We start from the raw sequence: 25,844 nt of genomic DNA on the forward strand, positions 1-25,844 counted from the left end.
CGCAAAAACAATGCCTTGCGGCTCAATGCGCCCGACTGCACATAATTACCCGGCTGCGCAAATCTTTATCAGCAAATTGTGCATAAAGATTTGGTAAAGGCTCTGGCGCAAGCGTTTTGCGCGGCCCAATCGTGCACATGCAGGCGCTTGTGCACGAGCTGTCCGACGTGAGATTTCAGGCCTCTTCGACACACTCCAGCGAGCGCTCGACCATGACTTTGGCCATTTCCAGCATGTGCATGGAAGCGAACGCCAGATCGCGTTGCGAACCGGTCAGTTCATCGCCGAGTTCGTGAGCGGTGGCCGATGCGCAGCGCAGGAAATCCAGCGCGTGCACCAGGGTGGCTTCCAGGCTGATGAAGTCGAACTTGCTGTCGTGGGGTTCCTTGGCCGGTCGGGAGATTGGCAGGTAACACTCCATGGCGCGCTTGACCACAGCCTTGTCGAAGACCGGTGCGGTGCTGGACGGTTTGTTGGGCGGATCGGGGGTTACTTTGACCATGCTTAGCTCTCTCCTCAATGGAACTGCCACTGGGTCGCGACTAAACGATTGAGGTGGCAGCTGTGCGAAAGGTTAGTCGACCGGGAGCTAAGACCGGCGCACCCGAAGGTGCCCTCACGCACAGCCGCCATAGAGTGCAGGAAGAAGACCTGAACAAAACAGCGACGCGATACGCCTTAACTCAAATCCGGGCGACTAAACCCGATCGCTGATGGGCAGCGACGGGCGGAGAGTAGAAGCCCAGATAGAGGGGCGCAAGCGGTCGGGGATTCTCTCGGAAATGTCCTTCAAAAGAAAGAGACGGTGCCTGCAAAAACCGGCCTGAAAGCGTTGCAAAAGGTGAGTTCACAGTACGACGCTTTGATTCTGGCCGAAGGCCGTAGGAGCGAACTTGTTCGCGAAGACTGAATACGCAGCGCCGCATTCCTGTCATGACTCACTACTAAAACTGATCATCCTTCAACCGCGCAAACGGCACACTGCGGTTCTGCAGCTTGCGCAACGTCAGCTTGTAGGCACTGGACTTGATCTGACTGCCCATCGGCGTCTCCTCCAGCAAAATCCGACCCGAGGCAAATGCACAGCCGGTACTCATCATCTTGTACTTGAGCAGGTACAGCCCCGGGTCCATCTTGGCGAACGTAAACACCGCCCCGGCCGGCACAAACGCATGCCGAAACGCCCTGCGCCCCACCGCATCCGTAACCTTGGCATACACCGCCGACTCGCCCGCCGAGTTATCCACAGTGATCTGCGACCAACCGTTGTCCTTGAGCACCGGCATGTCCTTCACATAGCCCGCCTTGTCCGGCCACGGCGCGCCCATCGGATCAAGCGCCGGCACACCACACTCGGACGCCGCCGCATCCACCGGCTTGGCCGGGCTCGCTACAGGCTCCTCGACCGGCGCGGCAGGCGTCGCAGGTGCGGGCTTGACCCATGTCTGCGCAACCGGCGCAGGCTCGGACGGCACAAACGACTTGCCCGCACCCGGGTCGTAGCCCATCCACGCGCCACCCGCGCAGAACACCACAAACAACAGCGCCCAACGCCACGCACTGCGACGACGCTTGTCACGGGAAGGGGATGCAGAAGCATGGGAAGAAGACTTGGGCGCCGGCCCCGAACGAGCCGCCTGAGACGGCGCAGCAGCAGTGGCTGCAGAAGTGGCCGCATACACATGCACCGCCTGCCCACGCGCTGCATGCGCCTGCTTGCGGCGCGCAGCGTCGATACGCGCCTTGTGCTCATTGGCAGCGAGCTGCGCATCATAAGCCGCACGCCGCGAAGGGTCAGCCAGCACATCGTGAGACGCGTTGACGACGCCCATCATGTCCGAGGCGTAAGGATCTGGATTCCTGTCCGGGTGCAGCTTCTGCGCCAGCTTGCGATAAGCCTTCTTGATCTGCTCAGGAGAGGCATCGCGAGCGACACTCAGCAGCTCGTAATGCGTAGGCGTTCTCTGCATTGCACTTGCTGTCCATGGCTGACTGCCATTTTCGATACAGCTGTATCGGCCAAAAAGCCGGTAGCTCCAGTGCAAATCCGACGCAACAGCAACCAGCCCACAAGAAAATGCCCGAATCCAGAGGATCCGGGCATTTCTTGAAACATCGATGAAGCCTTCGTCGGCATCCAGACGTACATTCATGCGATTCAGACAGCCATCCTCAGCCCCACCCTGCGCAAAGCCAACAGGCCAGGCGCACCTGCAAATATCCTTCAACAACTCTTCAGCGAATGACCAGCCTGCGGCAAACAACACCCCAAACCCGGTTACGATCCATCGCATCACTCATCAGATAGTCCTTTATCTGCATGGCTGAAAAGCTAACGACCCGTGCTGCTGACTCAGTAGCCTGGGCCGTTGAGAACAAGCCTATGCAAAGCCCTCCTGCCCCGCAACTGCCCAAAAATGGCGGGGTCGGATGGGTGCCTGTTCCTACGCCAAATCGCCATCAACGCTGGACCCATTGGTTTGCGCGACCAGGTTAAAAATCCAGCGTTCTGTCAGGCACAAGCGACGAGCGCCAAAGGCAAAATCAACCCCCGAATTCAACGCCATCCGCCCTGCCACGCAGACCAATCTGTCAAAACCGAAGGACACGTCCTGCACCACCACCCGCCCGCATCCGACCCGAGGCGCCAATGGTCGATTTTTTTCAACTGAATCAGACAGCTAGGCTTTACAAGCGCATCAGACTCTATATACTCGCAGCCCATTACGCCGGTATAGCTCAGTTGGTAGAGCAACTGACTTGTAATCAGTAGGTCCCGGGTTCGACTCCTGGTGCCGGCACCATACAAGGTTTCAAAGGTGGTTTTTGCAGCCTTTGAAACCTCCGAAAAACCCGCCTTTTGGCGGGTTTTTTCGTTTTGCGATCTTGGATGCTGACCTGGCACGGCTTGATACGATTTGGGCAGAGCACTGGTCGGATCCATAAGATCGACTGCTCTAGAATTTCGCCCCTCAACGGCAGTGATGCTGACTTCATCTATGGATAAGGAATGCTGGATGGGCGGCAAACCTAGGCCTAACCCCTCTATCGTTAGCGGCATGACCGTTGCGTTTGTAGAGGGCGGCCGTAAGTACTATGTTGATGCCGAAGCGCAGCGATACTATTCATGGGACTCGCTCCACGGTGAATTTGAGGTCTTTGACCGGCGTTGCTTTCATTTGGGATCGGTCTATTTCCTGCCGGAGCTCTGAGTGGGTCGCATGTAACATACTTGCACCACATTCAGCAGGTCAAAACCATTCAGACTGCAGTTGGCGACCGCTGGACTCGAGACAATCCGCGGACGTGGAAGCAAAAGTATCTCGTGTGATTTTTAAATCGCTGTGTGAATTAGCACGCGGAATCGACATACTATGACTTTGTACTGACGATGCGGTTACTTACTAAAAGGTTAGGGAAGTCTTGGCAATTCGATCGCTAGGCATCGGACTGCAGAAGGAGACATCCATTGTGCACAGAGTGGTTTACGCGTCTTCATCACTTGGTGCGAGAGTATTGACGTGCTTGAAACACACCGAGGATTTAGAGGCGGTCAGCACGTACGCGATACTGAAGGAGATAAGGCCTGCTGGGCACGGTTCATTAAGATCTATAGGTTTAATTTTTAGGTTCGAAAGCTTTCTATGCAGGCTGAAAAGTCTCAATGAAATATATTGCTGAAAATCCGTACTTTTTAGCTATGGCGTCGTAGAAAGTTGGCTCAATATGTCTTGCAAACGCGAGCAATCCCCTAAGATTGTACATTTCCTCATTTGTCATGTCGCCTACGACACTTTTATGTATAAGTGACCGTATGTACCGCTTGCGCTCTCGACCAAGCGAGACTTTATCTTCGTTGCTGATAACCAACCCTGTTACATGACGATTGTTTTTCTTTGACGAGAACACCGTTTTAGCGTCATTGACTTTCAAGGTTGGATACGCAATATGCCCACACAACTCTTTCACATGGTTTGGCACTCCTAACAGAACACCTTTAATATTCGTTGTAAGGGTTATATCATCCGCATATCTAGTGTAGGTCACTGATAGCTTGTCACAGTATTCCTGAAGAATGCAATCGAACTCATACATAAGCGTATTGGAGATCAACGGAGATGACGGAGCCCCTATGCTTAATCTATGTATAGGATCTTTTTTCCTAGCCCAAAAGAATAGTTTTTTTACCATATAGGCATCTTCGGCTGTTATTGATCCTTTATACTTTGATATGTGCTTGACTAGATCTGAAGGCCGCATTGAAGGAAAGAAATCTGAGAAATCCATCTTGAGAAGATATTGATTCTTCACATGAGCCTCTGCGTTATCTTTGATACTTAACCCTTCTCGGTAAGCGGTGGCGCATGCGTGAATCGGTAACTCAGACAAGAATTCATCTGCGACCATTCGCTGCATCATCTTTAAGACGTCAGTCGGCTGAGCAATTATCCGCACACCCTTGCCACTTCGTTTAGGGACCGGATACACTTTATAACGGTAAGGAGCAGTTTTTATAAATGAACGCAGTTCGCTAGTGCTCATCATAAGCTTCTGCGATAGCAACTCAAGTATACTCATCAGATCGCTCCAACTTCAGGGGGGACTGAGGGTGCTGGAGCAGCTGTTGGATGAGTAGTCGCGTATGCTGCTGTTATGACCTGAAGTCTTTTGGACTCACTGTCGTTAGTTATATAGAACCGCATAGCGGCCAGTTTTGCTTTTGTGTGTTCAAACTTCCCGGCAAAGTCGACTTTAACAACATCCGTTATCGCGTAGTAATATTCGACATGTCCGCGCTTGATCATATTAACCAGCTTAAATTTAGTGAGTAAAAATATAAGCCTCTTAATTTTCTCTCTTTGTATTTCAAGCCCAAGCTTACCAAGAAAGCTATCTATTTCTGTAAGTTTCAGCGCCCGAAATGTTCTTACGAGTTCGTAAATCACAAAACTGATATGACCTTCATTGTCTCGATTAAACTGTTCTGACTTATCTTGCTCAGACACGATACTCAGAATGTCATTGCGCATTTCTTTTAGTGTCACTTTAAGCGACCCCTTAAGGTCCATCTTTTCAGTGTTTTCAATTTTCTCCCAAGGATAAGAGCATACGCTTGAGTCTTTAATATCCTGGAGATGACGCAAAGGGCCTAGCTTAATAAATGAATCTTCCTCGTAGTGCTTCTCATTTATAAACACCAATATTTTATTTTTCAAAGCCCGATTTCTTACAAACAAACCAAGCTCGGTAAGCGCACCTGCACTTTCCAAGATAATAATTATCAAGGATGAGATGTGAGCTATATCGCTTTCGAAAACTAAAAGGTCACGGTAGATAGAATCGTGTATCCAGTCTTTGAAGTCTTCAGCAAGAGTTATACTGTCCGCGAGGTCGCACCCAGCATTATTTAGATACGAGACTAGTGCTCCCCTTACCGACTCTGGCTCTACAAGCCGATGATCAACTATCCCACCGCAAAGAAACAGGATTGGCTGTGTGAGCACGATCCGAGAGGATTCGAGAGTGATTTGAGCGAGATATTCTTCCCTTTTATCATCGAACTTCACTGTAGTCACTCAAATGCTTGTTGCTAGTCTCATGCCAGCGAAACGTAGCGACTTGAGAAATGGCTCTTTACCAAAGATATAGCGACGAAGTCCCGCGTGGGCTTTAGGAGGAGGAACGACGACTGAGGCCCACGCGGGACTTCGTCGCAACTAAAGCCAATCAATAAGTTAGAGTCTGGCTATACACCCGACTAGAGCAATGAAGCTCCAAAGCACGTAAAGAGACCTTCATTTTAGGGCCGAAAGACTGGTAGTCAAGGCCTCAGCGCTTTTTTTTTAGGTCGCATCAAAAGCCGTTTTTCAAGATATGAATAAAAAGACTATTCGGTCGCTTTTCTACGTATCTTATGGTTGCGACTATTTGCCAAATATGATCTGACCCACAACGTAGCAACGATGGTCTTGACGCACGACCATACCTCCGCTCTCAGCACGCCCAGTCATTGAGGCGTTGGCATCGATTGATGTACGAGTTTTGGGCCATTTCATCGTCGGCAGCGGTGACCGATCGTCAATGATGATGAAATGGATGCATCCTACTCTCCACTCTAGCCCCATCGAACGCCCCCCTCATGACAAAGCTGCCTCCTACGGCTTCCAGAAATGTGCCTATTGCGAAGTTTATTCGCACATGGCACACTACAAAAACGAACCCATCAAAGGATAGACCTCGTGATCATTGATACCAATAACCTCGTGCGTGTGGCACGGCAAGCTGCAGATCTAACCACGACCGAGGCAGCGCAACTGGTACACGTCGGGCGGCGTACCTTCGAAATGTGGGAAAGCGGCGAACGCAACATTCCAGCAGCAAAACTGGAACTGTTCATGTCGAAGCTTGACGGCGCTCGGCCTAAAGAGCGAGAACTGGTCGTTGTCCTCGGGGAATTACAAGCGCCACTGGACGTTGTGGCAGGTGATACGTTTGCAGGAATTGTTGAACACAATGACGGCACGGCAACGATCAGTTCGCTTGCAATTAATCGTGTCACTGGCCGCCCTTATGTTTATCGCACCACTTTCAAGCTTGAGTACAATTCTCACGTCATCCGCCAAACCGAAAACTGGAAAAGCGTTATGGACGTATAAAAAATGGAGACGACGCACGACTATGGGACGTGCCGATCGTCAGATAGCCCGAAATATTGAATGACATAGGTTGGAGATACCTAGATTTTTTTAAAGCGAGCATGCAAGGCCTTCAGAAAAATCCGAAGACTGCGCTGTTGGAATCAAGTTTTCAAGGATAAAATAGGGACGAATGAAAATATCAGAAGATACTTAAGCTACTAAGAAATCATCCTTTTCAGTTATTTAATCTTTCGTGTTGCACCAAAACAGAAGAAGGGCCTGAAGCAATGCGGACCCTTCTTTGTGCTTCAGATATGATGTCCGGCGAGAACGTGTATAGGCCGAATATTCCGTGTATAAGTTTGCGCTCAGTGGGCATCCGGCCCCCGCTTCTGCAACATTTCGCCTATTTATATTGGGCCCTCGAAAGCAATAATTTCTGTTAGTTAAGCAACCCGAAGTGTGGCTTTACACATTTCTCAATCACTCCCCCTGCTAACAATAAGAATATTCAATCACCTATCTGTCTCTTTTAAGGTACATTCTTCATGTGCGAAGTGGAACACGTACTGTCTGCCAATGGAGTGGATATCTATCAGGGTTGGCTCGACACCGTTCGAGGCACGCGATCCAAAGCAAGAATCACTACCCGGATCGACCGAGCGGCGCTTGGCCACTTCGGCTTGACCGAGCCGGTGGGTGATCGAGGCGAGAGGTGGCATGGGTAATCTCTCGAAGAACACGGGCCTGGCCAGACCTAACCTTTACAGGTCTATCGCTGCTGGCGGCGACCCTAAGCTTTCTACCATCCTCAAGGTGCTCCAGGCACTGGGCGTGGGAATGTCAAAGGTCGTTTCGCACAGAGCTGACATGGGCAGTCAGAGCCCCGATCAGTGACGATTCCTTACCCCGAAATGGCGCCGCTTTCACGACAACGAGCAGTTTTTGTAGTCGTCAGAGCGCCATCTGCAAGTGAAGCTGTTTGGCTTCATCTGCTCTCAGCGTTTTGTGAAGGTTGTGAGCATATTCGCCAGTCGTCAGCGTCCACATGCCTGAACAGTATGTAGCCACCACCATTGGGTACATGGTTCTTGATTTCGTACTCACGCCAGTCCGCCATCGCTCGGCCACAAATGTCATGCGGCTTGCGCTCGATCAGCCAGGCGACGGCATTGATGAATTGCCCATGCGAAAACACCGCAATGCGCTGAGCAGGATGCTCCGCAAGTCGAGCCAGGAACGCCTGCGCTCTTGCCATAAACCCTGAAAAAGATTCGGCACCTGCTCCATCCGTAAACGCCGGATCTGACCTAGCCCAATAAGCTTCAACCCAATCCCGCCGCTGAGCAACGGTCGTGTTGGCACATCGCGCGGGTTCGAGGTAGGTAAATTCCTGGATGGGCCAGGTTTCAAGCGGAGTGTTGGGAAAAGTAGCTGCGGTCGCCATGGCGATTGCCTGCGCTCGGGAAAACGGCGAGGCGACAATCAAATCCGGCGCATGTGTGAATGATCGAGCCACTGCCTGCGCTTGCTCTACCACCCCCTTCAACGTGAGAGGGATAGTCGCGTGATCCACACTGGCTTCGCCTGCGTTAGCAGCGCTTTGTCCGTGACGAATTAGTCTGACCTGCTTCATTAATCAGAGACTCGCGTAAGAGGCAGAGGCTGAGCGCATTCAAGCGTACGCCCCCTTCTGGCAAAACCCGTCAGCATCAGGGGGCATACAGGCGGTTGATTACCACTCGCGCGGCGCAATCAGCTCCTCAATGTCCGCGTCAGTGAAACCATAAGCGTCTGCTATCCGTACGAAATCATCGGCAATGGTCTCGCGGGCGACGGTTTCGATCTCACTGCCGTTCTCTTCGAACACCTCCTCCAGCTCGTTGATTTGCTCTGTCGCTTTGTGAGTCAGGGCATACAACGCGTCCAGGTCGGAAGGCTTTTGTTGCTCGATTTCGCGACACAGGTTGACCAGCACGTCTTCGCACATTTTCACAACGGCATCAGGGAAATACTCGTCCTGATACATGCCTTTCAGGAAGGTGTGTTTGGCCATGGTTTCATTGGTCAACTGCATGGGTATCCCTCGTCGATGCACAGTGGGCGCACAGTCAGTCCAATTGAGGTGACAATCGGAGATGCATTGCAAGATTATTGCCCACTCTGCAGGCTGGGCGTATACGGCGGCGGAGCCAGGGCTGATAGCCTACAAGACAGTTGTGACTTATAACTCCGTTGTGAGCACCGAGGATCAGGTTTTCTAGCCATGAACGAACCCCTTGATTACAAAATAATGGATAGCATCGTCGTCTGCATCAACGATACCGCGGGCTTTGGAAGAAAGGCGTTTGAAAGCTTCAGCTTGGCGACCGATGTCGCAAGGGACATGGGCGTTGATGGTGACGATGCAAATGATCTTATGGTCGAGTTTTTCGAAAGGTTCTCTATCGATCTTAACGATTACGACCCTTATCGGTACTTTTTGGAAGAAGGTTTCAACTTCTTTTCCTTCAGACGCGCCAAAGACAGACGCGGAAACATTCCGTTGAGGGTGGGCATGTTGTATTCAGCCTTGAAAGCGAGACGTTGGGATACGCAAGCATTTGAACAAGCCACATTCAGCGATGCTCCACTGTATGAGCGCACAGAAGATATTCCGATTGATGGCTACAAGATAAAGAGCCGTTGATCTTGCCTACGTGATCCGCTTGGTATGCATGTCATACCCCAAGCGCCTTACGAAAAGTGAATGCGCTCGGTGATGACGTCAGGTCGCAGCAATCCACGTAATTCAAACCTCCTTTCAGCGTGACGGAGGTTTCCTGTGCGCGTGGCCTTGAGCAGGCCGCGACGTGCCAAGTTCTATCGGGAAACAAAAGCTCCCGAGGCAAAGCTCACGGAAACAACCTGAAAACCTTCGTCCTCCCCAAACTCCTCAAGCTTCCCACCCACCCCGTCGATACCCTCCATACAACCCCGCAATCATGGATCGATGAAATGGTTATCTCACTCACCCCCGGCAACAACACGTCTCCCACCATCACCCTGCCCAATTCCGGCATCACGCTCACTCCAAAGCCGCTCACCGATGCGCAGAAAGAAGCGTTTAAGAACGCTGCTGCCAGTACGCCCGCTGTCGTTTATCACCCGAGTACCGAAGTGCCTGCGACCACTGAGCCGATGGAAGCGGTTGATACCTGGATAGGTCGCTCGCAGTCGCCTGATTTCCCGAAGATGGCGGCGCAGCACAGTAACTCGACAGAGGCGCTGAAAACGTCGTATGAAGCGTTCACGTCGACGCTGGCGTCGGTGTATCCGGATCTGGCCAGCAAGAAGTTCGGCTTCACGATCGAGGCGGACGGTAATCTGAAGGCGATCAACAGCTCCGGCGAGTTGAGCGAGGCGGATACCAAGCAACTCAATACATTGTTGAATGCGTCCAGCGGGCTGAAAGCCGCTGCGGCTACCTATCGGGACACGGCCATTGATCTGGTCGACGCCGATTCGCCCTGGAGCGGCAGTTATCTGGGTCGCTACAACCTGAACAAGGAGAACTTCGCCAATTCTCTGGACCTGGGCGCGCTGTTTATTCCCAAGACGTCGACGCCATCGAAAGATCAGATCGACGGCATGTTCTTCAATCAGTTGGCCTACAAAGGTGAGCTGCACACCCAGGAATCGGAGGCGGCCATGCTCGCTGCACGTGCGGCGGAGAAAGCTGCCTCGGCGGGTTGATCCCCACCCGTCAGCACATCGGCAAACGTTGCTGGCGGAGGTAGTAGTTGTCGAACTCGCCGCTCTCGACGAGCTGAAACCCGAGGCGGACGTAGAAGCGGTTGGAGTCGCTTTCTTTCAGGGGCCAGATGTATAACGTGGATGCGGTGGCATCTGCTGACGCACGGTATCTCCTGATTTGTGCCAAACCTTTAGAACTCGCGCATCGAATTCGAGGTTATAGGTCATGCAGTGAAACCTTTACCCGCTGCGGAGATGCCAGGCGCTCGCGGACAGTTGCCAGTAGCGCTTCGTCTTCATCGGTCATCATGGAGGGCAGCTGGCCACGCTCAGCTACGTACTGCAGGGTTTGGCGCAGTAATTCCGAGGGGGTGGCGCCAAGCCTTTCCAGCTCGAGGTAAGCACGCGTTTTGAGATCGTCGTCGATACGAACGTTGATAGACGCCATCGGGGCACCCTCAAAACGTGGCGGGCGTAGGTAGTAGTTGTCGAACTCGCCGCTCTCAACGAGCTGAAACCCGTGGCGGACGTAGAAGCGGTTGGAGTCGCTTTCTTTCAGGGCGCCCACTCGTACTGTGGATGCGGTTGCGTCCGCTTGTGCGAACACTTGCCGAAGCACGGCAGCACCAATGCCCTGCCCTTGAACAGCCGGCTTGATGTACAGGTGATCCAGCAACAGGCCGTCGCTGGTTGGTTTCACGACCACGAAGCCGACCTTGCTGCCGGCAATCTGGATGTAGTGCGTGGATGACGCAGAAAACCCTTCACGAAAACGCTCTCGGGCGCGCACCGGATCGAACCGGCCAACGCGCTCGAGGCTTTCGCGCATGGCTTCGATACGTATGGCCACCAAGGTTTCGAAGTCTTCGGGCTGGACCGTTACCAGGGTGATGTCGGGCTCGGTGTTGCGGGTCAACGGCATTCGGGTCGCTCCCTGTTTATCGGGCAATATCACCTAGGCTGGTGGTTATGGGCAACAGGTTAATGCCGGGGCGGCCTCTACGTCAGACGTTCGAAGTGCCTGCTTGCAGCGCTCGCGCCAACCACTCCTCCCGCGTCATCTCCCAGACTTCCACCTCGAACCGTCCGCCGACGAACTCCCCTTCCTGCGTGCTCACTTTGCGCATGCCTTCGTTAATCGAGATGCGCCGGGAGGCTTCATTGGGGGCGGCTTTGGGCACTTGCATCAGGGGCATGCCCATCACGTCGAACCACTGTCGATTGATCACGCGGCAGGCCTCTTTCATGTAGCCGTGGCCTTGCCAGTCCGGGTGCAACCAGAAGCCGCGGTTGTTGCCGGGATGGGTCATCAGGGTGATGCTGCCGATGATGTCGTGGGGCGCGCTCTGTAGGCGGATCATCCAGTGCCATTCGGTGCCGTTTGCTATGGCGGGCAGTGCGACGTCCTGGATGTAGCGCAGCGCACCGTCCTGTGGATAAGGCCACGGGACGCGGTTGTTCAGGTAGCGCACGATGTCCCAGAGCGGAAAGCGTTGCTGAACCGCAGGCGCATCCTCGAGTTGCAGTGGCGTCAGCAGCAGGCGGTCGGTGTGCAGCGTGGGGATAATGGTCATGACGATGTCCCTGTTCGTCGAAACGTGCTCACTGGATGAACGGTCCCGTATGCCGGGGATTTAAGTCGAACTGCTGGCTGCAGGTGGGGGTCTATGCAGCACCTTTTATACATCGGTAACACCAGTGCCCAGAATCATAACGGATGAAACACCCGCGAAAGTGGTGGATGAGCAGCAGGTCAAATTGTTTGGCTCGCCCAAGGAACGGCTGGACTTTTATCGACGCGAAATTCACTACGAAACCACCAACCTTTCCAACCGCACCAATGCCTATTTGTCGGCGCAGTCATTTCTGGTGATCGCTTACGCGTCGTCGATGGCTAACATGAACACGGCCTGGGGCGCGATGTTTACGCTGGTGGTGCCGCCGATGCTGGCCTTGCTGGGGCTGCTCAGTACGCTGTTCGCCTGGCCGGGTATTCGGGCGGCGTGCGACATCATCCAGCACTGGCATCACAAACAGGCGCAACTGCTGCTCAGCGAGCCGGTCATCGGGCTGACCTATGACGATTCGCCGTTGTTCAGCGATTGGGAATCCAGCGAAACCGGGCCGAAAAAGTCCTTGCTGTTCTCCAAGCGCAGTCCTTGGCTGTTCAGCTTTTTCTGGATATTCCTCGGCAGTTTCGCAGTGTTTGTTCAGTTGGTCGCGGACTGAGTCAGGCGACGGCCTTTGCCAGGCCGTCGCCTTCAGATCAGAAAACGTTGATCGGGTAGTCCACGAAGATGCGTGTCTCGTTGCCTTCGCTGTTGTAGGCCTGTGCATCGTCCGAGACCCGCAGGAACGAGTTGCGCAGGCGGATCGAGAGGTCTTTGGCCGGGCCGCTCTGGACCACGTAGGTCAGCTGACTGAAGATTTCGCGTTCAGTGCCGTCGCCGCTGCCTGCGGTGCCATCGTCGATGTTGTCGCCGCGTACGTAGGCAGCCTTGTAGCTCAGGCCGGGCAGGACCAGCCCGGACAGGTCGACGCCATAGGCAGCCTGCCAGGAGCGTTCGTCCTTGCCGTTGAAGTCGGACCAGTAGGAGTTGGCGAGGTAGATGGTGTTACCGCCATCACCAAAACCACCGTCGTTGCGATAGCCTCCGTAGGCGTAACCCATGTCACCGGTGCTGCGCTGATGCGCCAGGGTGAAGGAGTGGATGCCCACAGCCCAGGTCGCGGCCAGGCTCCAGATCTTGTTGTCACGTGCGTCGCTGGCAGTGAAGTCTTTATCCAGTCGGGTCTTGTAGCCATTGAAATCGAAGGTCAGCGACTGATCTTGCGGCAAGGCGAAGACGTAGTTCAGGTTCAGGTACTGCTTCTTGAACACGTCTTCGTTGTCCGAAGCGTAGAAAGCGGCGCTGAACTCATCGGTGAATTTGTAGCTGGCGCCGTAGACGTTGATGCTTTTCAGGTCACCACTGTCGCGACCTTCGGCGCTCTTGCGCGCTTCCTGAGTGAAACGCCCGGCGACCACCTCCAGCCCATCGATTTCCTTGGAGGTGATCAGGGTGCCGGTGTAGCTTTCCGGCAGCAAGCGGGAGTTGTCGTAGTTCAGCACCGGCAATTGCGGCATCTGATCGCCGTACTTGATGACGGTATTCGAGAAGCGAGCTTTTACCGCCGCGCCTGCACGGGACAGGTCATCGGCAGCCGCGCCGCTGTCGCCCTGCTTGAAGAAGTCGATGCCGCCATTGCCACTGCGGCCCTTTCCGCCATCAAGGCGAATGCCATACAGCGCAAAGGCGTCGACGCCCACGCCAACCGTGCCCTGAGTGAAACCGGACGCGAAGGTGCCCATGAAGGCCTGGCCCCATTCGGATTTGTCTTCACGGTCGTTCTTGTAGTCGCGATTGATGTAGGCGTTACGCAGGTTGACGTTCAGGCTGCTGTCTTCAACGAAGCCCTTCGAATCCGCCTGGCCCTGAGCCACGGCCTGACCGGCGCTGATGATGCCCAAAGCGAGCATGCCCATACGTGTGTTAAGCATCTTGTCTTCCTTGTTCTGCAAATGACATGCGCTGTGGCGGCGGCCAATGGCCGTCTGGCTTCCTGCCTCTGATCAGGCGGTGGAGAGCCGCACGAGGTCATCGCAGTGGACTACGAAGCACGTACAGGGGGTGGAGCCACAGGCAGTGGGGCGCGAATCCTAGTTCGGGTGCCTGGGGGTGTCAAACGTGTGGATGGCCGGGGCCAGGTCTGGTGTATTGCTTAATCTGTCAGCACGCGCGCCAACGCTTCGAATTCAGCATCGTTGAACAGGCCTGCCGGATAGCGCTGCAGCAGCATGGCACGTACGTCCGGTCTGGCTTTCACGGGCCTGGTCGTCCTTAACCAATCCGCCACTCGCTGGCGTGCCTCGTTACTGAGCGAAGCAGAAAAACCACGGACTCGCTGTTGGCTCATACCTGCATTCATAACGAAAACCTCTTGATTCATGAGGGGCTAAATCTACTGATGCCATGTGACAGTCAAGCTAAGAAAACGGGTTTTCGCCAGTCTGATTTAGGGTCATTCGGATAAACGAGCCCAATTTAGTTATAAGGTAACGCATAAAAAAGCCCGTCAGATGACGGGCTTAATACCAGCAAAAACGGGACCAACTAGTTGCTGTTAGTTACAACTAGTTACTAAGCACTAGTTCTTGTGAGGGGCTGGCTGTTGCTGTGTCAGGCAGTGGATATTGCCCCCACCCAGCAGCAATTCACGGCCCGGTGCCATCACCACCTCATGCTCCGGAAACAGCTTTTGCAGGATCTCGCGGGCCTTTCCGTCCATCGGATCGTCGAAGCTGGGCGCAATGATGCCGCCGTTGACGAACAGAAAATTCACATACGACCCGGCCAGACGCACCGAAGGGTTGCGCTCCTGGCTGCCATGCACCTGATCGACGCCTGCGCATTCTTCTTCCGTGGCGAACAATGGGCCCGGAATCGGCATTTTATGCACGATAAACGCACGACCCTTGGCATCCAGGGTGTTTTCCAAAATACTCAATGCCGCGTGGCAGCGTGAGTAGTTGGGGTCTTCGGGATCATCGGTCCAGGCCAGTAACACCTCGCCCGGACGGATGTAGCAGCAGAAGTTATCCACATGCCCGTCGGTTTCATCGTTGAACAGGCCGTCCGGCAACCAGATGACTTTATCCACAGCCAGGTAATCGCCAAGGATCGTTTCGATCTGTTCGCGGGTGAGGTGCGGGTTGCGGTTGCGATTGAGCAGGCACTCTTCGGTGGTGATCAGTGTGCCCTCACCATCGACGTGGATCGAGCCGCCTTCAAGCACGAAGCCTTCGGTGACGTAACGCGGGCAGCGCTCGATTTCGAGCACTTTGCTGCCCAGCTGCGAATCGAGGTTCCACGGCGCATACAGGCCGCCATCGAAGCCGCCCCAGGCATTGAATTCCCAGTTCACGCCACGCACTTCACCACGGTCGTTGATGACGAACGTCGGGCCGCTGTCGCGCACCCACGCGTCGTTGCTGCTCATTTCCACAACGCGGATGTTCGGCATGTCCAGCCGCGCACGGGCGTTGTCGTATTGTGCAGCGGAGACCGCCACCGTGACCGGCTCAAAGCGGGCGATGGCCTTGGCGATGGCAACGTGGGCAGCCTGGGCAGGCTTGCCACCCAGGCGCCAGTTGTCCGGGCGCTCGGGCCAGACCATCCAGACCTGGGTTTGCGGTGCCCATTCGGCCGGCATGTGGAAGCCGTCGGCGCGTGGCGTGCTATTGAGCGTGGTCATGGCGATCAGGACTCCAGCGAACCGTCGAGGGTCTTCACCGCGCCGTACAGGTTAGGCCGGCGATCACGGAACGTGCCCCAGGCACTGCGGATGTGCTCCAGCTCGTCCAGGTCGAAGCTGTGGACCAGCACGCCTTCTTCGGTTTCGTTGAGCTCGGCGACTTTTTCACCGAACTGGTTGGCGATGAACGACGAGCCGTAGAAGGTGATGTCGTAGCCGTCCTGCTCTTCGTTGCCGATGCGGTTGCTGGCGATCAGCGGCATCAGGTTCGCGCCGGCGTGACCTTGCTGCACGCGCTGCCAGTGGTCGCGCGAGCTGATGGTCTTGTCGTGCGGCTCGCTGCCTATGGCAGTCGGATAGAACAGAATTTCCGCGCCCTGCAACGCCATGCTGCGCGCGCACTCCGGGAACCACTGATCCCAGCAGATACCGACGCCGATTTTCGCGTAACGGGTCTGCCAGACCTTGAAGCCGGTGTCGCCCGGGTTGAAGTAGTACTTTTCGTGGTAGCCGGGGCCGTCCGGGATGTGGCTCTTGCGGTAGATGCCCAGGTTGCTGCCGTCTGCGTCGATGATCGCGATGCTGTTGAAACGCGCACGCCCTGCCAGCTCGAAGAAGCTGATCGGCAAGACGACCTGCAGTTCTTTGGCGATTTTCTGGAAGTGCTTGATCGCGACGTTGGATTCGAGGGTAGTCGCCAACTGCAGGTAGTCCGGGTTCGGCTTCTGGCAGAAGTACGGGGTTTCGAACAGTTCCTGAATCAGAATGATCTGGGCGCCCTTGGCGGCAGCTTCACGTACCAGCTTTTCAGCGGTCTCGATGTTGGCTTCCAGATCCCAGGAGCAGGCCATCTGGGTAGCAGCGACAGAAACGATACGGCTCATGAAAATATCTCCAGGGGCGGTTGCAAAGGACTTAACACCATAGCAGACGAGCGATGACGATTATGAACGCCTTTATAGCGGATATAAATCGGCATTAAAAGCTAAAAAAATGTTTTCATCGCATTAAATTTTGAATTTTACCGATATTAATCTGTTTAAGGCTCATGACGGCGCTCATTTCTACGAGATGGGTGTGACGCGCAGGCCCCTTTCGCGAACAAGTTCGCTCCTACGGCCTTCGGCCAGAATCAAAAGCAGATCCGGGTATGACGGTAGTGTCCGGCGGCGCCTTCGCGAACAAGCGAAGCGTCGCCCGGTTCGCTCCTACGGCCTTCGGCCAGAATCAAAAACAGATACGGGTATGACGATAATGTCCGGCCAACCCCTATCGTACCCATGCTCCGCGTGGGTATGCCGTTCTGGACGCTCTGCGTCCTCTATTCCAGTTCGTGCAAAACCTTCGATACGTTATCAACGAAAAAGTCCACGCTTTGGCGGGTGGTGCACATCGGGGGTTTGATTTTAAGGATATTCAGGTAGTCGCCGGTCGGCTGCATGAAGATGCCCAGTTCACGCAGGCGCTCGCACAGGCGGGCGGTTTCTTCTGAGGCGGGCTCCAGGGTGTGCCGGTCGCGGACCAGTTCCATGCCCAGATAAAAGCCCATGCCGTGCACCGCGCCCACCAGCGGATGTTTGTCGGCCAGGGCCTGCAGCCGTGCCTTGAAGTGGTCACCCACGATTCGGGCGTTGTCCCAGAGCTTTTCTTCCTCCATGACATCCAGCACCGCCATGCCGATCCGGCAACTGACCGGGCTGCCACCGGATGACGAGAAGAAATAGCCCTCGGCCTCCAGCGCCTCGGCGATCTCACGGCGGGTGATCACCGCGCCCAGCGGATGGCCGTTGCCCATGCCTTTAGCCATGCTGATGATGTCCGGCACCACGCCCTGCTCTTCGAAGCCCCAAAAGTAATGACCCAGCCGGCCATAACCCACCTGCACCTCATCGGCAATGCACACGCCGCCCACCGCGCGGACCTTCTGATACACCTGTTGCAGATACCCCGGCGGCAAGGAAATCCCACCCGCATTGCCATACACCGGCTCGCAGATGAAGCCCGCCACCTGCCGCTGCTGCTCAGCCAGCGTGGCAAGGGCCTGATCGACACTGCACAGGTACTCCGGCGCACTGTCCGCGCCCCTGAACGGCCCGCGATAGGTGTTGGGCGCGGTGACCGGATGCACCCAGTCCGGGCGCGTGCTGAGTGCCTGCGGGTTGTCGGCGATCGAGGTTGAAATGGCATCGGTTGCCACCGACCAGCCGTGATACGCCTCCAGCACACTGAGCATGTCGCGGCCACCGCTGTAAGCCCACGCCAGCCTGATCGCGAGGTCGTTGGCCTCGGTGCCGCTGTTGACCAGAAACACGCGATCCATGCCCTCGGGGGCCAACTTGAGCAGGCGCTCGGAAAACTCGGCGATCGCTGCATAGTGAAAGCGCGAGTTGGTGTTGAGCAGCGACCACTGCCGCGCCGCCTCGTGGGCCATGCGCGGATGGCCATGACCGAGAACCGCGACGTTATTGAGCATGTCCAGATAGGAGCGGCCCTGCATGTCGATCAGGTGATTGCGCCAGCCGCGCTCGATCTGCGGCGGGGCCTGGTAGTAATGCTTTTGCGAGCGGGCAAAGCTGGCATCACGGCGCGCCAGTAATTGCGCGGCGTCTTGCAACGCTGGCGCATCACAATCAAAACCCAGCAGCGCCGACGGCGACGGGCAGATTGCGCGCCAGACATCTGCCCAGGCCGGTGTGCTGAACAGCGGCGGGTTGAGGTCTGGCGCCGTACACAATTGCAGCAACAGCGAACCACCGCCCTGCCCGATCAACGAGCCCGCCGCCACCTGACCCTGTAGCGAAGCCTCCGGCAGCACACCCCACAGCTTCAAACTGATGCGCTCGCCGACCAACAGCACCGCAGCATCGGCCGTCAGCCGCAAGGTGCCATCGAACGGCGCATGCAGCGGCGTTGCTGCGAGCACGTGTAATTCGACGTGCAGCGCAAAGGTCTCCGGCTCGCTGGCGCAATCAGGCAAGGTGCGTGACAGACGGTATTCACCGAACCGACTGGCCGCCAGCCCATTGTCCCCGGCCGCTTGCGACAGCAGATATTCATCGATGCCGCTCTGTTCCCAGTTGCCTGCCACGAAGTGTTCGCTGAGCACGCCCAGATCCACCAGCACCGGCTGAAGCCCCGCCAGGCTGGGCAACAACGGCGAATAGGCAGGTTGCTCGACGGGCGGCAGATCCAGACCCACCGCGCGCAGAATGGCAGCTTCCATCAGCGCCATCGGCACCGAAGTGGCGACATCGAAGATGTTCCATTCACCGGCAAGGTTGGCCTGGATATACGCATTGCCAGGCTCGACGCTGGCCTGCTGTTCGCTGCTGAGCACAAGCACTGCGGATCGAGCGACGATCAGCGGCCAGAGCGCCTGCAATTCCTCGATCTTCAGCGGATTGAGGGCGTGATAGGCGGCAATGGCCGGGAGGATGTACAGCGGATCGCCCTCGGCATGGTGCAGCAGCGCCGCGCAGGTCACCGACAGGTCAGCCACTCGCCAGGTACTGAGCAGATCGCCGAAATCAATCAGCCCCTGCAAGTGCCACGGGTGCCCCGCCTCACGCCGCCAGACTGCGTTGTGTTCGGAGATGTCCAGATGCACCGCCTGGATCGGCAGTGCTGCAATCAATGGCAACAAACGGCGATGAGCCTGCTCGCCCGCTTCGATCAGACAGGCGCGGGCGTCGGCATCCTTGATCACCGGCAGCAGGTGCTTGATCAACGCGTGGGCGTGGCGCGGGTCCCACTGCAGGATGCGCTGCAGACCGGAGTGGTCGAAATCGGCCAGCGCGATATCCACGTGGGCACACAGCTCGCCCAGCTCGACCACGATGTCACGCCCCAGATGCTCGACATGCCCCAGCGATTGCCCGTCGATGAACTCCAGCAGGCGCACATGCACCGCCTGCCCGTCGATGTCGACCGACAGTAACTGCTCGGTGTCATTGGCGCGGATCACGCCCGGCACCTTGAATGCACCGTGGCCGGCCAGATGATGCAGCGCAGCGTGTTGAGCGTTCAGCTCGGTGGTCGAATACGCCCCGTGGCAGATTTTCAGCACATAACGCCGCGTGCCGGTATCCAGCAGAAAGTTGCGATCCTGCTGGCTGCCCAACGCTTTCAGCGTACCGCTCAGCCCGTAGTGCTCAGAGAGCAATTGCAAAGCCTGGTCCACGCTGACCTCGGGGCAAGGCAGACTGGATCGGCGGATAAGCGTGGCAAGCGGCATGGAGAACCTCGTTGTTGTTGTCAGGCCCAGGCTCGTCGAGCAAGGCGTGATGGGCAGTCGCGCAACTATAGGGGCATTGACTATAGGGGGATTGTGCTGCGTGACCAATCCGCACCTGCACGCCAGGTCGGAAAACACCCGGAGTTTTATTCGACCGGCCGCTCGGGTTTAATGGTCCGATCATGTCATACGCGCTCAAGCGCTATGCTGCATTACTCCAGAACACACAAGAAGGTCAGTTCATGCGAATACTCGTTACCGGAGGCGCAGGTTTCATTGGCTCTGCACTGATCCGCCACCTGATAAACAACACCGAACACGAAGTGCTGAACTTCGACAAATTGACCTACGCGGGCAACCTTGAATCGCTGCAGTCGATTGCGACCGACACGCGCTATGAGTTCGTGCAGGCGGATATCTGCGACCAGGCCCGCGTCAGCGCGGTGCTCGAGCGCTTTGCGCCGCAGGCGATCATGCACCTGGCGGCTGAATCCCACGTCGACCGCTCCATCGATGGCCCGGCCGAGTTCATCCAGACCAACATCGTCGGCACTTACAGCCTGCTGGAAGCCACACGCGCCTGGTGGCTGAAACTGCCGGAAGCGCAGCGCCAGGCGTTCCGCTTTCACCATATTTCCACTGATGAAGTGTATGGCGACCTGCACGGTGTCGACGATCTGTTCACCGAAACCACGCCGTATGCGCCCAGCTCACCCTACTCGGCGAGCAAGGCTGCGTCCGACCATCTGGTGCGCGCCTGGCACCGCACCTATGGCCTGCCGGTGGTGGTGACCAACTGCTCCAACAACTACGGGCCGTTCCACTTCCCGGAAAAGCTCATCCCGCTGGTGATTCTCAACGCCCTGGCGGGCAAGCCTCTGCCGGTGTATGGCAATGGCCTGCAAGTGCGCGACTGGCTGTACGTCGAGGACCACGCGCGGGCCCTGCTCAAGGTGGTGACCGAAGGTCAGGTCGGCGAGACCTACAACATCGGTGGCCACAACGAGCAGAAAAACATCGACGTCGTGCGCGGTATCTGCGCGCTGCTCGATGAGCTCGCCCCGCAGCATCCGGCAGGCGTCGCGCAGTACAGCGACCTGATTACCTACGTGGTCGACCGTCCGGGCCACGATCAGCGTTATGCCATCGACGCGAGCAAGATCGACAACGATCTGGGCTGGACGCCCGAAGAAACCTTCGAGTCCGGGCTGCGCAAGACTGTGCAGTGGTACCTGGATAACCTGGACTGGTGCCGCAGGGTTCAGGACGGCAGTTATCAGGGCGAGCGACTGGGCTTTACTGAGCCTAAAGACCTGATTGCCTGATCAGCACCCTTCTCGGCAGGCGCGCCTCAGGGCAGACTGTCGAGTCGCCACGACTTATTCAACATTGCAGGGGAAGCCACGTGAACGTAGTCGCAACAAAATTGCCGGAAGTCCTGATTCTCGAACCCAAGGTATTCGGTGATGAACGAGGCTTTTTCTATGAAAGTTTCAACGCCAAGGCTTTTCAGGCAGCCACTGGCCTGACCCGCGAATTCGTGCAGGACAACCACTCGCGTTCGCAGCGCGGCGTCCTGCGCGGGCTGCACTATCAGATCGAAAATGCCCAAGGCAAACTGGTGCGCGTCACGGTCGGCAAGGTGCTGGATGTGGCCGTGGACATTCGCCGCAGCTCGCCGAACTTCGGCCAGTGGGTCGGCGTCGAGCTGTCCGCTGAAAACGCCCGTCAGCTGTGGGTTCCGGAAGGCTTTGCCCATGGCTTCGTGGTGCTCAGCGAATACGCCGAGTTCCTCTACAAGACCACCGACTACTACACACCGTCTGCCGAGCGCTGCATCGCCTGGGACGATGCGGATCTGGCCATCGACTGGCAGTTCGACGGCCAGCCCAACCTGTCGGCCAAGGATCAGCAAGGCAAGCGCCTGAAAGAAGCCGACCTGTTTCCTTGAGCCCGCGACCCAAGGCCGCCCGGCGCAATGTCCGGGTGCCTGACAAGCCGGCGGCGGGCATAATACGCGCCTGATGCCCACGTCAGGATCGACCGGGTGTTTCTGTTGCCTGCCACGGCGTGATCGCCAGCAGGCATCGTCAACCCTTCGGCGACGGCCAATCGATGACCATGACTCCCGCACTGCCGCGCCGCCCTCGCTGGCGCAGCCTCGCCCTTCTGGCACTCTGCCTGGCGCCGTTGCTGTGGCCGCTGGAGCATCTGGCCGAACGTTATTACCGCAACGTGCTGGCCAACCAGAACCGCCAGACCCTGGACCTGTACGTCGCCAACCTGCTCGGCACCCTGCACCGTTACGAAACCCTGCCGCAGATCCTCGGCGACCTGCCTGCTTTGCGCGCCGCACTGGCGGCACCGGGCGACACACCTACCCTGGTAAACGCCAACCGTCTGCTCAGCGAAATCACGCGCCAGACCGGTGCCGATGTCATGTACCTGATGGACGCAAATGGCCTGACCCTGGCGGCCTCGAACTCGGAGCAGAAGGACAGCTTCATTGGCCGCAACTTCTCGTTCAGACCCTACTTCATTGATGCACGGGCGGGCAGAACCGGGCGGTTCTTCGGCCTCGGCACGACCTCTGCCAAACGTGGTTACTTTTTCGCCGGCCCGGTGCGTGATGGTGAGCGAATCATCGGCGTGCTGGTGGTCAAGGTCGATCTGGACCACACCGAAACCCTGTGGGGCAAGACGCCCGAACAACTGCTGCTGACCGACCAGAACGGCGTGGTGATTCTGACGTCCAACCCCGAATGGCGCTTTCGGGCGACCCGCGACCTGACCGATGACGAGAAAAAAGCCATCGTCGCGATCCAGTCCTACCCGACCCGCGATCCGCGTCCGTTGAGGATCGATGAACATGCCTGGCTGACTCAGACCCAGGCCATCGAAGAAACCGGCTGGAACGTCAACATCCTCGCGCCTCGCGCCCTTGTCGACCGTCAGGTGCGCACAGTGGTGGCGATCGGAGGCGCAGCGCTGCTTGTGCTGATGTTGTTGCTGGGCCTGATGATGCAGCGTCGTCGTCATTATCTGGACCGCATCGCTTTCGAGGCCAAGGCGCGCCGCGAGCTGGAGATGCGGGTTATCGAACGGACCAGCGATCTGGAGGGGCTCAACAGCCGGCTGCGTCAGGAAGTGCTGGAGCGCGAACAGGCGCAACAGGAGCTGGTGCAGGCCCAGGACGAACTGGTGCAGACCAGCAAATTGACGGCGCTGGGCACCATGTCGGCGAGTATCAGCCATGAGCTGAATCAGCCGTTGGCCGCCATCCGCAGTTACGCCGAAAACGCCGAAGTGCTGCTCGATCATCAGCGCACCGAGGACGCACGCGGCAACCTCAAGCTGATCAGCGAACTGACCGGGCGCATGGCCTCGATCATCGCGCACTTGCGCGCCTTCGCCCGTCGCGACCGCCACGCCCCTGAAAGCGTGGCACTGCAACCGGCGCTGGAAGATGCGCTGGCGCTGCTGGCCAAGCGGCGGCGCGCCATGGAAGTCGAACTGATCCGCGACCTGCCGGACGCCACGATCTGGGTGCAGGCCGGCGAAACCCGTCTGCGTCAGGTGCTCGGCAATCTGCTCGCCAACGCGCTGGACGCCCTCACTGAAAAAGGCCCGCCACGCAGGCTGTGGATAAGTGTCGAGCAGACCGCCGAGGGCGTTAACCTGTACATTCGTGACAACGGCCCCGGCTTTTCCCAGGAAGCACTGGCGCGGGCCCGCGAGCCCTTCTTTACGACCAAGACCCGCACCCAGGGCCTTGGCCTCGGTCTGGCCATCTGCGATACGCTGATGCGCGCGCTGGGCGGCGAGTTGCTGTTCGCCAACCATCCCAGCGGCGGTGCGCTGCTGACCCTGCGCCTGCGGGCCGGTGCTTCCGGAGCCAATCTTCAACCGCCAGAGGACCTTTCTGCATGAGTTCGGACACAGCCATCGACAGCCAGATTCAGGTGGTGCTGATCGACGACGATTCGCACCTGCGTCAGGCACTGCGCCAGACGCTGGACCTGGCTGGCCTGAACGTTCTGTCGCTGCCCGAGGCAACCGGGCTGGCCGAGCGCATCGGCCGCGACTGGCCGGGCGTGGTGGTCAGCGATATTCGCATGCAGGGCATGGATGGCCTGGAGCTGCTCGACCAGCTTCACGCGCAAGACCCCGACCTGCCGGTGCTGCTGATCACCGGGCATGGCGATGTACCGCTGGCGGTAAAGGCCATGCGCGCCGGGGCCTACGACTTTCTGGAAAAGCCCTTCGCCAGCGACGCCATGCTCGACAGCGTGCGCCGTGCCCTGGCGCTGCGCCGTCTGGTGCTGGATAACCGCAGCCTGCGCCTGGCCCTGAGTGATCGGCAACAACTGAGCACACGCCTGATCGGTCAGTCGCCGCCGATCCTGCGTCTGCGCGAACAGATCGGCGCATTGGCCGGGACGCGGGCCGACGTGCTGATCCTCGGCGAAACCGGCGCAGGCAAAGAAGTGGTCGCCCGCGCGCTGCACGATCTGTCCAACCGCCGCAGCGGCCCGTTCGTGGCGATCAACGCCGGCGCGCTGGCTGAATCGGTAGTGGAAAGCGAGCTGTTCGGTCACGAGCCAGGGGCCTTTACCGGCGCGCAGAGGCGGCGTATCGGCAAGTTCGAGTTTGCCAACGGCGGTACGCTGTTCCTCGATGAAATCGAAAGCATGAGCCTGGACGTGCAGGTCAAGCTGCTGCGCCTGCTGCAGGAGCGCGTGGTCGAGCGAATGGGCAGCAATCAGCAGATCCCGCTGGACATCCGCATCATCGCCGCGACCAAGGAAGACCTGCGGCACGCGGCCGATCAGGGCCGCTTCCGGGCAGACTTGTATTACCGACTGAACGTGGCCTCGCTGCGCATCCCGCCGTTGCGCGAACGGGGTGAAGATGCGCTGATGCTGTTCGAACATTATGCCGATGCCGCGAGCATGCGCCACGGCATCCCCAAGCACGAACTCAAGCCGGGCCAGCGCGCGCTGCTGTTGCGACATAACTGGCCGGGCAATGTCCGGGAACTGCAAAACGCTGCCGAGCGTTTTGCATTGGGTCTGGAACTGGAGCTGGAAGGCGCTGATGCAGAGCAGGCGCCACCGCCGGGCGGCGGGCTGAGCGATCAGGTGGAAAGCTTCGAGCGCGCGTTGATCGCCGCCGAACTGGCGCGCCCGCACAGCTCGGTGCGCAGCCTGGCGGAAGCGCTGGGTGTGCCGCGCAAGACCCTACACGACAAACTGCGCAAGCACGGCCTGACGTTTGGCGACAGCAGCGGAGCTTCCGATGACAACGATTGAGCCTGAACATGACGCCGCCCACGCGCTGGAGCAGGTGCTGCACCACGACATCCCGCTGACCCGCGAGATGGGCATGCGCGTGATTGACTGGCACAACCAGACCCTGCGCCTGCACCTGCCGCTGGCACCCAACGTCAACCACAAGAGCACGCTGTTCGGCGGCAGCCTGTATTGCGGCGCAGTACTGGCGGGCTGGGGCTGGCTGCACCTGCGACTGCGTGAGGCCGGGATCACCGATGGGCATATCGTGATTCAGGACGGACAGATCAGTTATCCACTGCCAGTACGCAGCGACGCCATCGCCCGCTGCGACGCGCCCGAGCTGGCGCAGTGGGACAAATTCATCGCCACCTACCAACGCCGAGGCCGCGCCCGCCTGACCCTGCACACCTGCATCAGCGAGCAGGACAGCGAAGAACACGCCGTGCGCTTTGTCGGGCAGTTCGTGTTGCACCGGTGAGGCTGCGCGCAGTTGATGCACTGGACGCAGACCTGTGGGAGCGAGCTTGCTCGCGAAGAGGCCGGTGCAATCGGCAAAAATTCATCGCCTGAACCATCGCCTTCGCGAGCAAGCTCGCTCCCACAAGAACGCGCCTGACCCTGCATACCTGTATCAAGCGAAGAACACGC

At 57.5% G+C, this 25,844-nt stretch carries 22 protein-coding genes, 1 tRNA gene and 4 pseudogenes; 13 read left to right on the forward strand and 14 right to left on the reverse strand.

Annotated elements, in window-relative coordinates; all coding sequences use genetic code 11:
- Positions 1-175 precede the first annotated feature (175 nt).
- Both P406_RS08845 and P406_RS08850 read right to left on the reverse strand, forming a co-directional pair.
- The gene (locus P406_RS08845) at positions 176-502 is read right to left on the reverse strand and encodes a DUF6124 family protein (RefSeq protein WP_046235970.1); all 327 of its coding nucleotides are present in this window, start codon (positions 500-502) and stop codon (positions 176-178) included.
- Positions 503-944: 442 nt separating this feature from the next.
- A complete protein-coding gene (locus P406_RS08850) occupies positions 945-1,970 on the reverse strand; it encodes a J domain-containing protein (RefSeq protein WP_046235971.1) in 1,026 nt (341 codons plus the stop codon).
- 758 nt (positions 1,971-2,728) lie between these two features.
- On the opposite strand from P406_RS08850, the gene P406_RS08855 reads away from it, so the two are divergent.
- Positions 2,729-2,804: transfer RNA gene (locus P406_RS08855), tRNA-Thr, on the forward strand.
- Positions 2,805-3,017: 213 nt separating this feature from the next.
- Complete coding sequence (locus P406_RS08860) at positions 3,018-3,212, forward strand: colicin E3/pyocin S6 family cytotoxin (RefSeq protein ID WP_046235972.1); 195 nt, start codon at positions 3,018-3,020, stop codon at positions 3,210-3,212.
- Between the two features lie 430 nt (positions 3,213-3,642).
- Here the strand turns inward: P406_RS08860 and P406_RS08865 are convergent, their stop codons facing one another.
- Positions 3,643-4,578: a retron St85 family RNA-directed DNA polymerase gene (locus tag P406_RS08865; protein WP_046235973.1), complete on the reverse strand. Its 936-nt coding sequence runs from the start codon at positions 4,576-4,578 to the stop codon at positions 3,643-3,645.
- Positions 4,578-5,567 carry a retron St85 family effector protein gene (locus P406_RS08870; RefSeq protein WP_046235974.1) on the reverse strand — a complete coding sequence of 330 codons (990 nt, stop codon included), beginning with the start codon at positions 5,565-5,567 and terminating at the stop codon, positions 4,578-4,580. The genes P406_RS08865 and P406_RS08870 overlap by 1 nt, the downstream gene beginning before the upstream one ends.
- 672 nt (positions 5,568-6,239) lie before the next feature.
- Between P406_RS08870 and P406_RS08875 the strand changes: the two genes are divergently transcribed.
- From P406_RS08875 to P406_RS08880, 3 genes and pseudogenes are all read left to right on the forward strand, one after another.
- The gene (locus P406_RS08875; protein WP_046235975.1) at positions 6,240-6,656 is read left to right on the forward strand and encodes a helix-turn-helix transcriptional regulator; all 417 of its coding nucleotides are present in this window, start codon (positions 6,240-6,242) and stop codon (positions 6,654-6,656) included.
- Positions 6,657-7,186: 530 nt separating this feature from the next.
- A pseudogene (locus P406_RS29760) lies at positions 7,187-7,342 on the forward strand (type II toxin-antitoxin system RelE/ParE family toxin); the annotation flags it as partial.
- A pseudogene (locus tag P406_RS08880) lies at positions 7,332-7,535 on the forward strand (helix-turn-helix domain-containing transcriptional regulator); the annotation flags it as partial. The pseudogenes P406_RS29760 and P406_RS08880, both read left to right, overlap by 11 nt.
- A 91-nt stretch (positions 7,536-7,626) precedes the next feature.
- On the opposite strand, the gene P406_RS08885 reads toward P406_RS08880, so the two are convergent.
- Both P406_RS08885 and P406_RS08890 read right to left on the reverse strand, forming a co-directional pair.
- Positions 7,627-8,274 (reverse strand): histidine phosphatase family protein, encoded by a 648-nt coding sequence (locus tag P406_RS08885; protein WP_046235976.1) that lies wholly within the window; start codon positions 8,272-8,274, stop codon positions 7,627-7,629.
- 99 nt (positions 8,275-8,373) lie between these two features.
- Positions 8,374-8,715 carry a DUF5713 family protein gene (locus tag P406_RS08890; protein ID WP_046235977.1) on the reverse strand — a complete coding sequence of 114 codons (342 nt, stop codon included), beginning with the start codon at positions 8,713-8,715 and terminating at the stop codon, positions 8,374-8,376.
- A 189-nt stretch (positions 8,716-8,904) separates the two neighbouring features.
- Here P406_RS08890 and P406_RS08895 point away from each other — a divergent pair, with 189 nt between their 5' ends.
- Both P406_RS08895 and P406_RS08900 read left to right on the forward strand, forming a co-directional pair.
- On the forward strand, positions 8,905-9,327 hold the full coding sequence (locus P406_RS08895; RefSeq protein ID WP_003434761.1) for a DUF1493 family protein: 423 nt from the start codon (positions 8,905-8,907) through the stop codon (positions 9,325-9,327).
- A gap of 308 nt (positions 9,328-9,635) precedes the next feature.
- Positions 9,636-10,373 (forward strand): hypothetical protein, encoded by a 738-nt coding sequence (locus tag P406_RS08900; RefSeq protein ID WP_046235978.1) that lies wholly within the window; start codon positions 9,636-9,638, stop codon positions 10,371-10,373.
- A 10-nt stretch (positions 10,374-10,383) separates the two neighbouring features.
- Here the strand turns inward: P406_RS08900 and P406_RS30225 are convergent.
- From P406_RS30225 to P406_RS08910, 4 genes and pseudogenes are all read right to left on the reverse strand, one after another.
- Positions 10,384-10,539 (reverse strand): annotated as a pseudogene (locus P406_RS30225) (GNAT family N-acetyltransferase); the annotation flags it as partial.
- 51 nt (positions 10,540-10,590) lie between these two features.
- Positions 10,591-10,821, reverse strand: coding sequence for a type II toxin-antitoxin system RelB/DinJ family antitoxin (locus P406_RS27405; protein WP_082100747.1), 231 nt, complete (start codon positions 10,819-10,821; stop codon positions 10,591-10,593).
- A 15-nt stretch (positions 10,822-10,836) separates the two neighbouring features.
- Positions 10,837-11,295, reverse strand: a pseudogene (locus tag P406_RS08905) (GNAT family N-acetyltransferase); the annotation flags it as partial.
- An 82-nt stretch (positions 11,296-11,377) separates the two neighbouring features.
- Positions 11,378-11,947, reverse strand: a complete 570-nt coding sequence (locus P406_RS08910; RefSeq protein WP_046235979.1) for a GNAT family N-acetyltransferase — start codon at positions 11,945-11,947, stop codon at positions 11,378-11,380.
- 160 nt (positions 11,948-12,107) lie between these two features.
- On the opposite strand from P406_RS08910, the gene P406_RS08915 reads away from it, so the two are divergent.
- On the forward strand, positions 12,108-12,602 hold the full coding sequence (locus P406_RS08915; protein ID WP_003372272.1) for a hypothetical protein: 495 nt from the start codon (positions 12,108-12,110) through the stop codon (positions 12,600-12,602).
- A 37-nt stretch (positions 12,603-12,639) separates the two neighbouring features.
- Here the strand turns inward: P406_RS08915 and P406_RS08920 are convergent, their stop codons facing one another.
- The 4 genes from P406_RS08920 to P406_RS08935 form a co-directional block, all read right to left on the reverse strand.
- Positions 12,640-13,914: an OprD family porin gene (locus P406_RS08920; RefSeq protein ID WP_003420302.1), complete on the reverse strand. Its 1,275-nt coding sequence runs from the start codon at positions 13,912-13,914 to the stop codon at positions 12,640-12,642.
- A gap of 647 nt (positions 13,915-14,561) precedes the next feature.
- Entirely contained in the window at positions 14,562-15,668 is a 1,107-nt protein-coding gene (gene aguA / locus P406_RS08925; protein ID WP_046235980.1) for an agmatine deiminase, read from the reverse strand.
- Positions 15,669-15,673: 5 nt separating this feature from the next.
- The gene (aguB, locus tag P406_RS08930; RefSeq protein WP_003372277.1) at positions 15,674-16,552 is read right to left on the reverse strand and encodes an N-carbamoylputrescine amidase; all 879 of its coding nucleotides are present in this window, start codon (positions 16,550-16,552) and stop codon (positions 15,674-15,676) included.
- Between the two features lie 437 nt (positions 16,553-16,989).
- Positions 16,990-19,902, reverse strand: a complete 2,913-nt coding sequence (locus tag P406_RS08935) for an aminotransferase (protein ID WP_046235981.1) — start codon at positions 19,900-19,902, stop codon at positions 16,990-16,992.
- 242 nt (positions 19,903-20,144) lie between these two features.
- Here P406_RS08935 and rfbB point away from each other — a divergent pair, with 242 nt between their 5' ends.
- The 5 genes from rfbB (at position 20,145) to P406_RS08960 (ending at position 25,674) form a co-directional block, all read left to right on the forward strand.
- Positions 20,145-21,227, forward strand: a complete 1,083-nt coding sequence (gene rfbB, locus P406_RS08940; protein ID WP_046235982.1) for a dTDP-glucose 4,6-dehydratase — start codon at positions 20,145-20,147, stop codon at positions 21,225-21,227.
- An 80-nt stretch (positions 21,228-21,307) separates the two neighbouring features.
- Positions 21,308-21,853, forward strand: coding sequence for a dTDP-4-dehydrorhamnose 3,5-epimerase (gene rfbC, locus P406_RS08945; RefSeq protein ID WP_046235983.1), 546 nt, complete (start codon positions 21,308-21,310; stop codon positions 21,851-21,853).
- Between the two features lie 170 nt (positions 21,854-22,023).
- Complete coding sequence (locus tag P406_RS08950; protein WP_046235992.1) at positions 22,024-23,832, forward strand: sensor histidine kinase; 1,809 nt, start codon at positions 22,024-22,026, stop codon at positions 23,830-23,832.
- Entirely contained in the window at positions 23,829-25,214 is a 1,386-nt protein-coding gene (locus P406_RS08955) for a sigma-54-dependent transcriptional regulator (RefSeq protein WP_046235984.1), read from the forward strand. Before P406_RS08950 ends, P406_RS08955 begins: the two co-directional genes overlap by 4 nt.
- The gene (locus P406_RS08960; RefSeq protein WP_046235985.1) at positions 25,201-25,674 is read left to right on the forward strand and encodes a YiiD C-terminal domain-containing protein; all 474 of its coding nucleotides are present in this window, start codon (positions 25,201-25,203) and stop codon (positions 25,672-25,674) included. The genes P406_RS08955 and P406_RS08960 overlap by 14 nt, the downstream gene beginning before the upstream one ends.
- Positions 25,675-25,844: the final 170 nt, after the last annotated feature.

The sequence above is a fragment of the Pseudomonas syringae pv. coryli str. NCPPB 4273 genome, from assembly GCF_000972175.1.
Lineage (GTDB): Bacteria > Pseudomonadota > Gammaproteobacteria > Pseudomonadales > Pseudomonadaceae > Aquipseudomonas > Aquipseudomonas syringae.

Excerpts from the sequence above, each read along its gene's own strand:
- P406_RS08845 (WP_046235970.1), bottom strand. The coding sequence starts at position 502 with ATGGTCAAAGTAACCCCCGATCCGCCCAACAAACCGTCCAGCACCGCA.
- P406_RS08850 (WP_046235971.1), bottom strand. The coding sequence starts at position 1,970 with ATGCAGAGAACGCCTACGCATTACGAGCTGCTGAGTGTCGCTCGCGAT.
- P406_RS08860 (WP_046235972.1), top strand. The coding sequence starts at position 3,018 with ATGGGCGGCAAACCTAGGCCTAACCCCTCTATCGTTAGCGGCATGACC.
- P406_RS08865 (WP_046235973.1), bottom strand. The coding sequence starts at position 4,578 with ATGAGTATACTTGAGTTGCTATCGCAGAAGCTTATGATGAGCACTAGC.
- P406_RS08885 (WP_046235976.1), bottom strand. The coding sequence starts at position 8,274 with ATGAAGCAGGTCAGACTAATTCGTCACGGACAAAGCGCTGCTAACGCA.
- P406_RS08890 (WP_046235977.1), bottom strand. The coding sequence starts at position 8,715 with ATGCAGTTGACCAATGAAACCATGGCCAAACACACCTTCCTGAAAGGC.
- P406_RS08895 (WP_003434761.1), top strand. The coding sequence starts at position 8,905 with ATGAACGAACCCCTTGATTACAAAATAATGGATAGCATCGTCGTCTGC.
- P406_RS08900 (WP_046235978.1), top strand. The coding sequence starts at position 9,636 with ATGGTTATCTCACTCACCCCCGGCAACAACACGTCTCCCACCATCACC.
- P406_RS27405 (WP_082100747.1), bottom strand. The coding sequence starts at position 10,821 with ATGGCGTCTATCAACGTTCGTATCGACGACGATCTCAAAACGCGTGCT.
- P406_RS08910 (WP_046235979.1), bottom strand. The coding sequence starts at position 11,947 with ATGACCATTATCCCCACGCTGCACACCGACCGCCTGCTGCTGACGCCA.
- P406_RS08920 (WP_003420302.1), bottom strand. The coding sequence starts at position 13,914 with ATGCTTAACACACGTATGGGCATGCTCGCTTTGGGCATCATCAGCGCC.
- aguA (WP_046235980.1), bottom strand. The coding sequence starts at position 15,668 with ATGACCACGCTCAATAGCACGCCACGCGCCGACGGCTTCCACATGCCG.
- aguB (WP_003372277.1), bottom strand. The coding sequence starts at position 16,552 with ATGAGCCGTATCGTTTCTGTCGCTGCTACCCAGATGGCCTGCTCCTGG.
- P406_RS08935 (WP_046235981.1), bottom strand. The coding sequence starts at position 19,902 with ATGCCGCTTGCCACGCTTATCCGCCGATCCAGTCTGCCTTGCCCCGAG.
- rfbB (WP_046235982.1), top strand. The coding sequence starts at position 20,145 with ATGCGAATACTCGTTACCGGAGGCGCAGGTTTCATTGGCTCTGCACTG.
- P406_RS08950 (WP_046235992.1), top strand. The coding sequence starts at position 22,024 with ATGACTCCCGCACTGCCGCGCCGCCCTCGCTGGCGCAGCCTCGCCCTT.
- P406_RS08955 (WP_046235984.1), top strand. The coding sequence starts at position 23,829 with ATGAGTTCGGACACAGCCATCGACAGCCAGATTCAGGTGGTGCTGATC.
- P406_RS08960 (WP_046235985.1), top strand. The coding sequence starts at position 25,201 with ATGACAACGATTGAGCCTGAACATGACGCCGCCCACGCGCTGGAGCAG.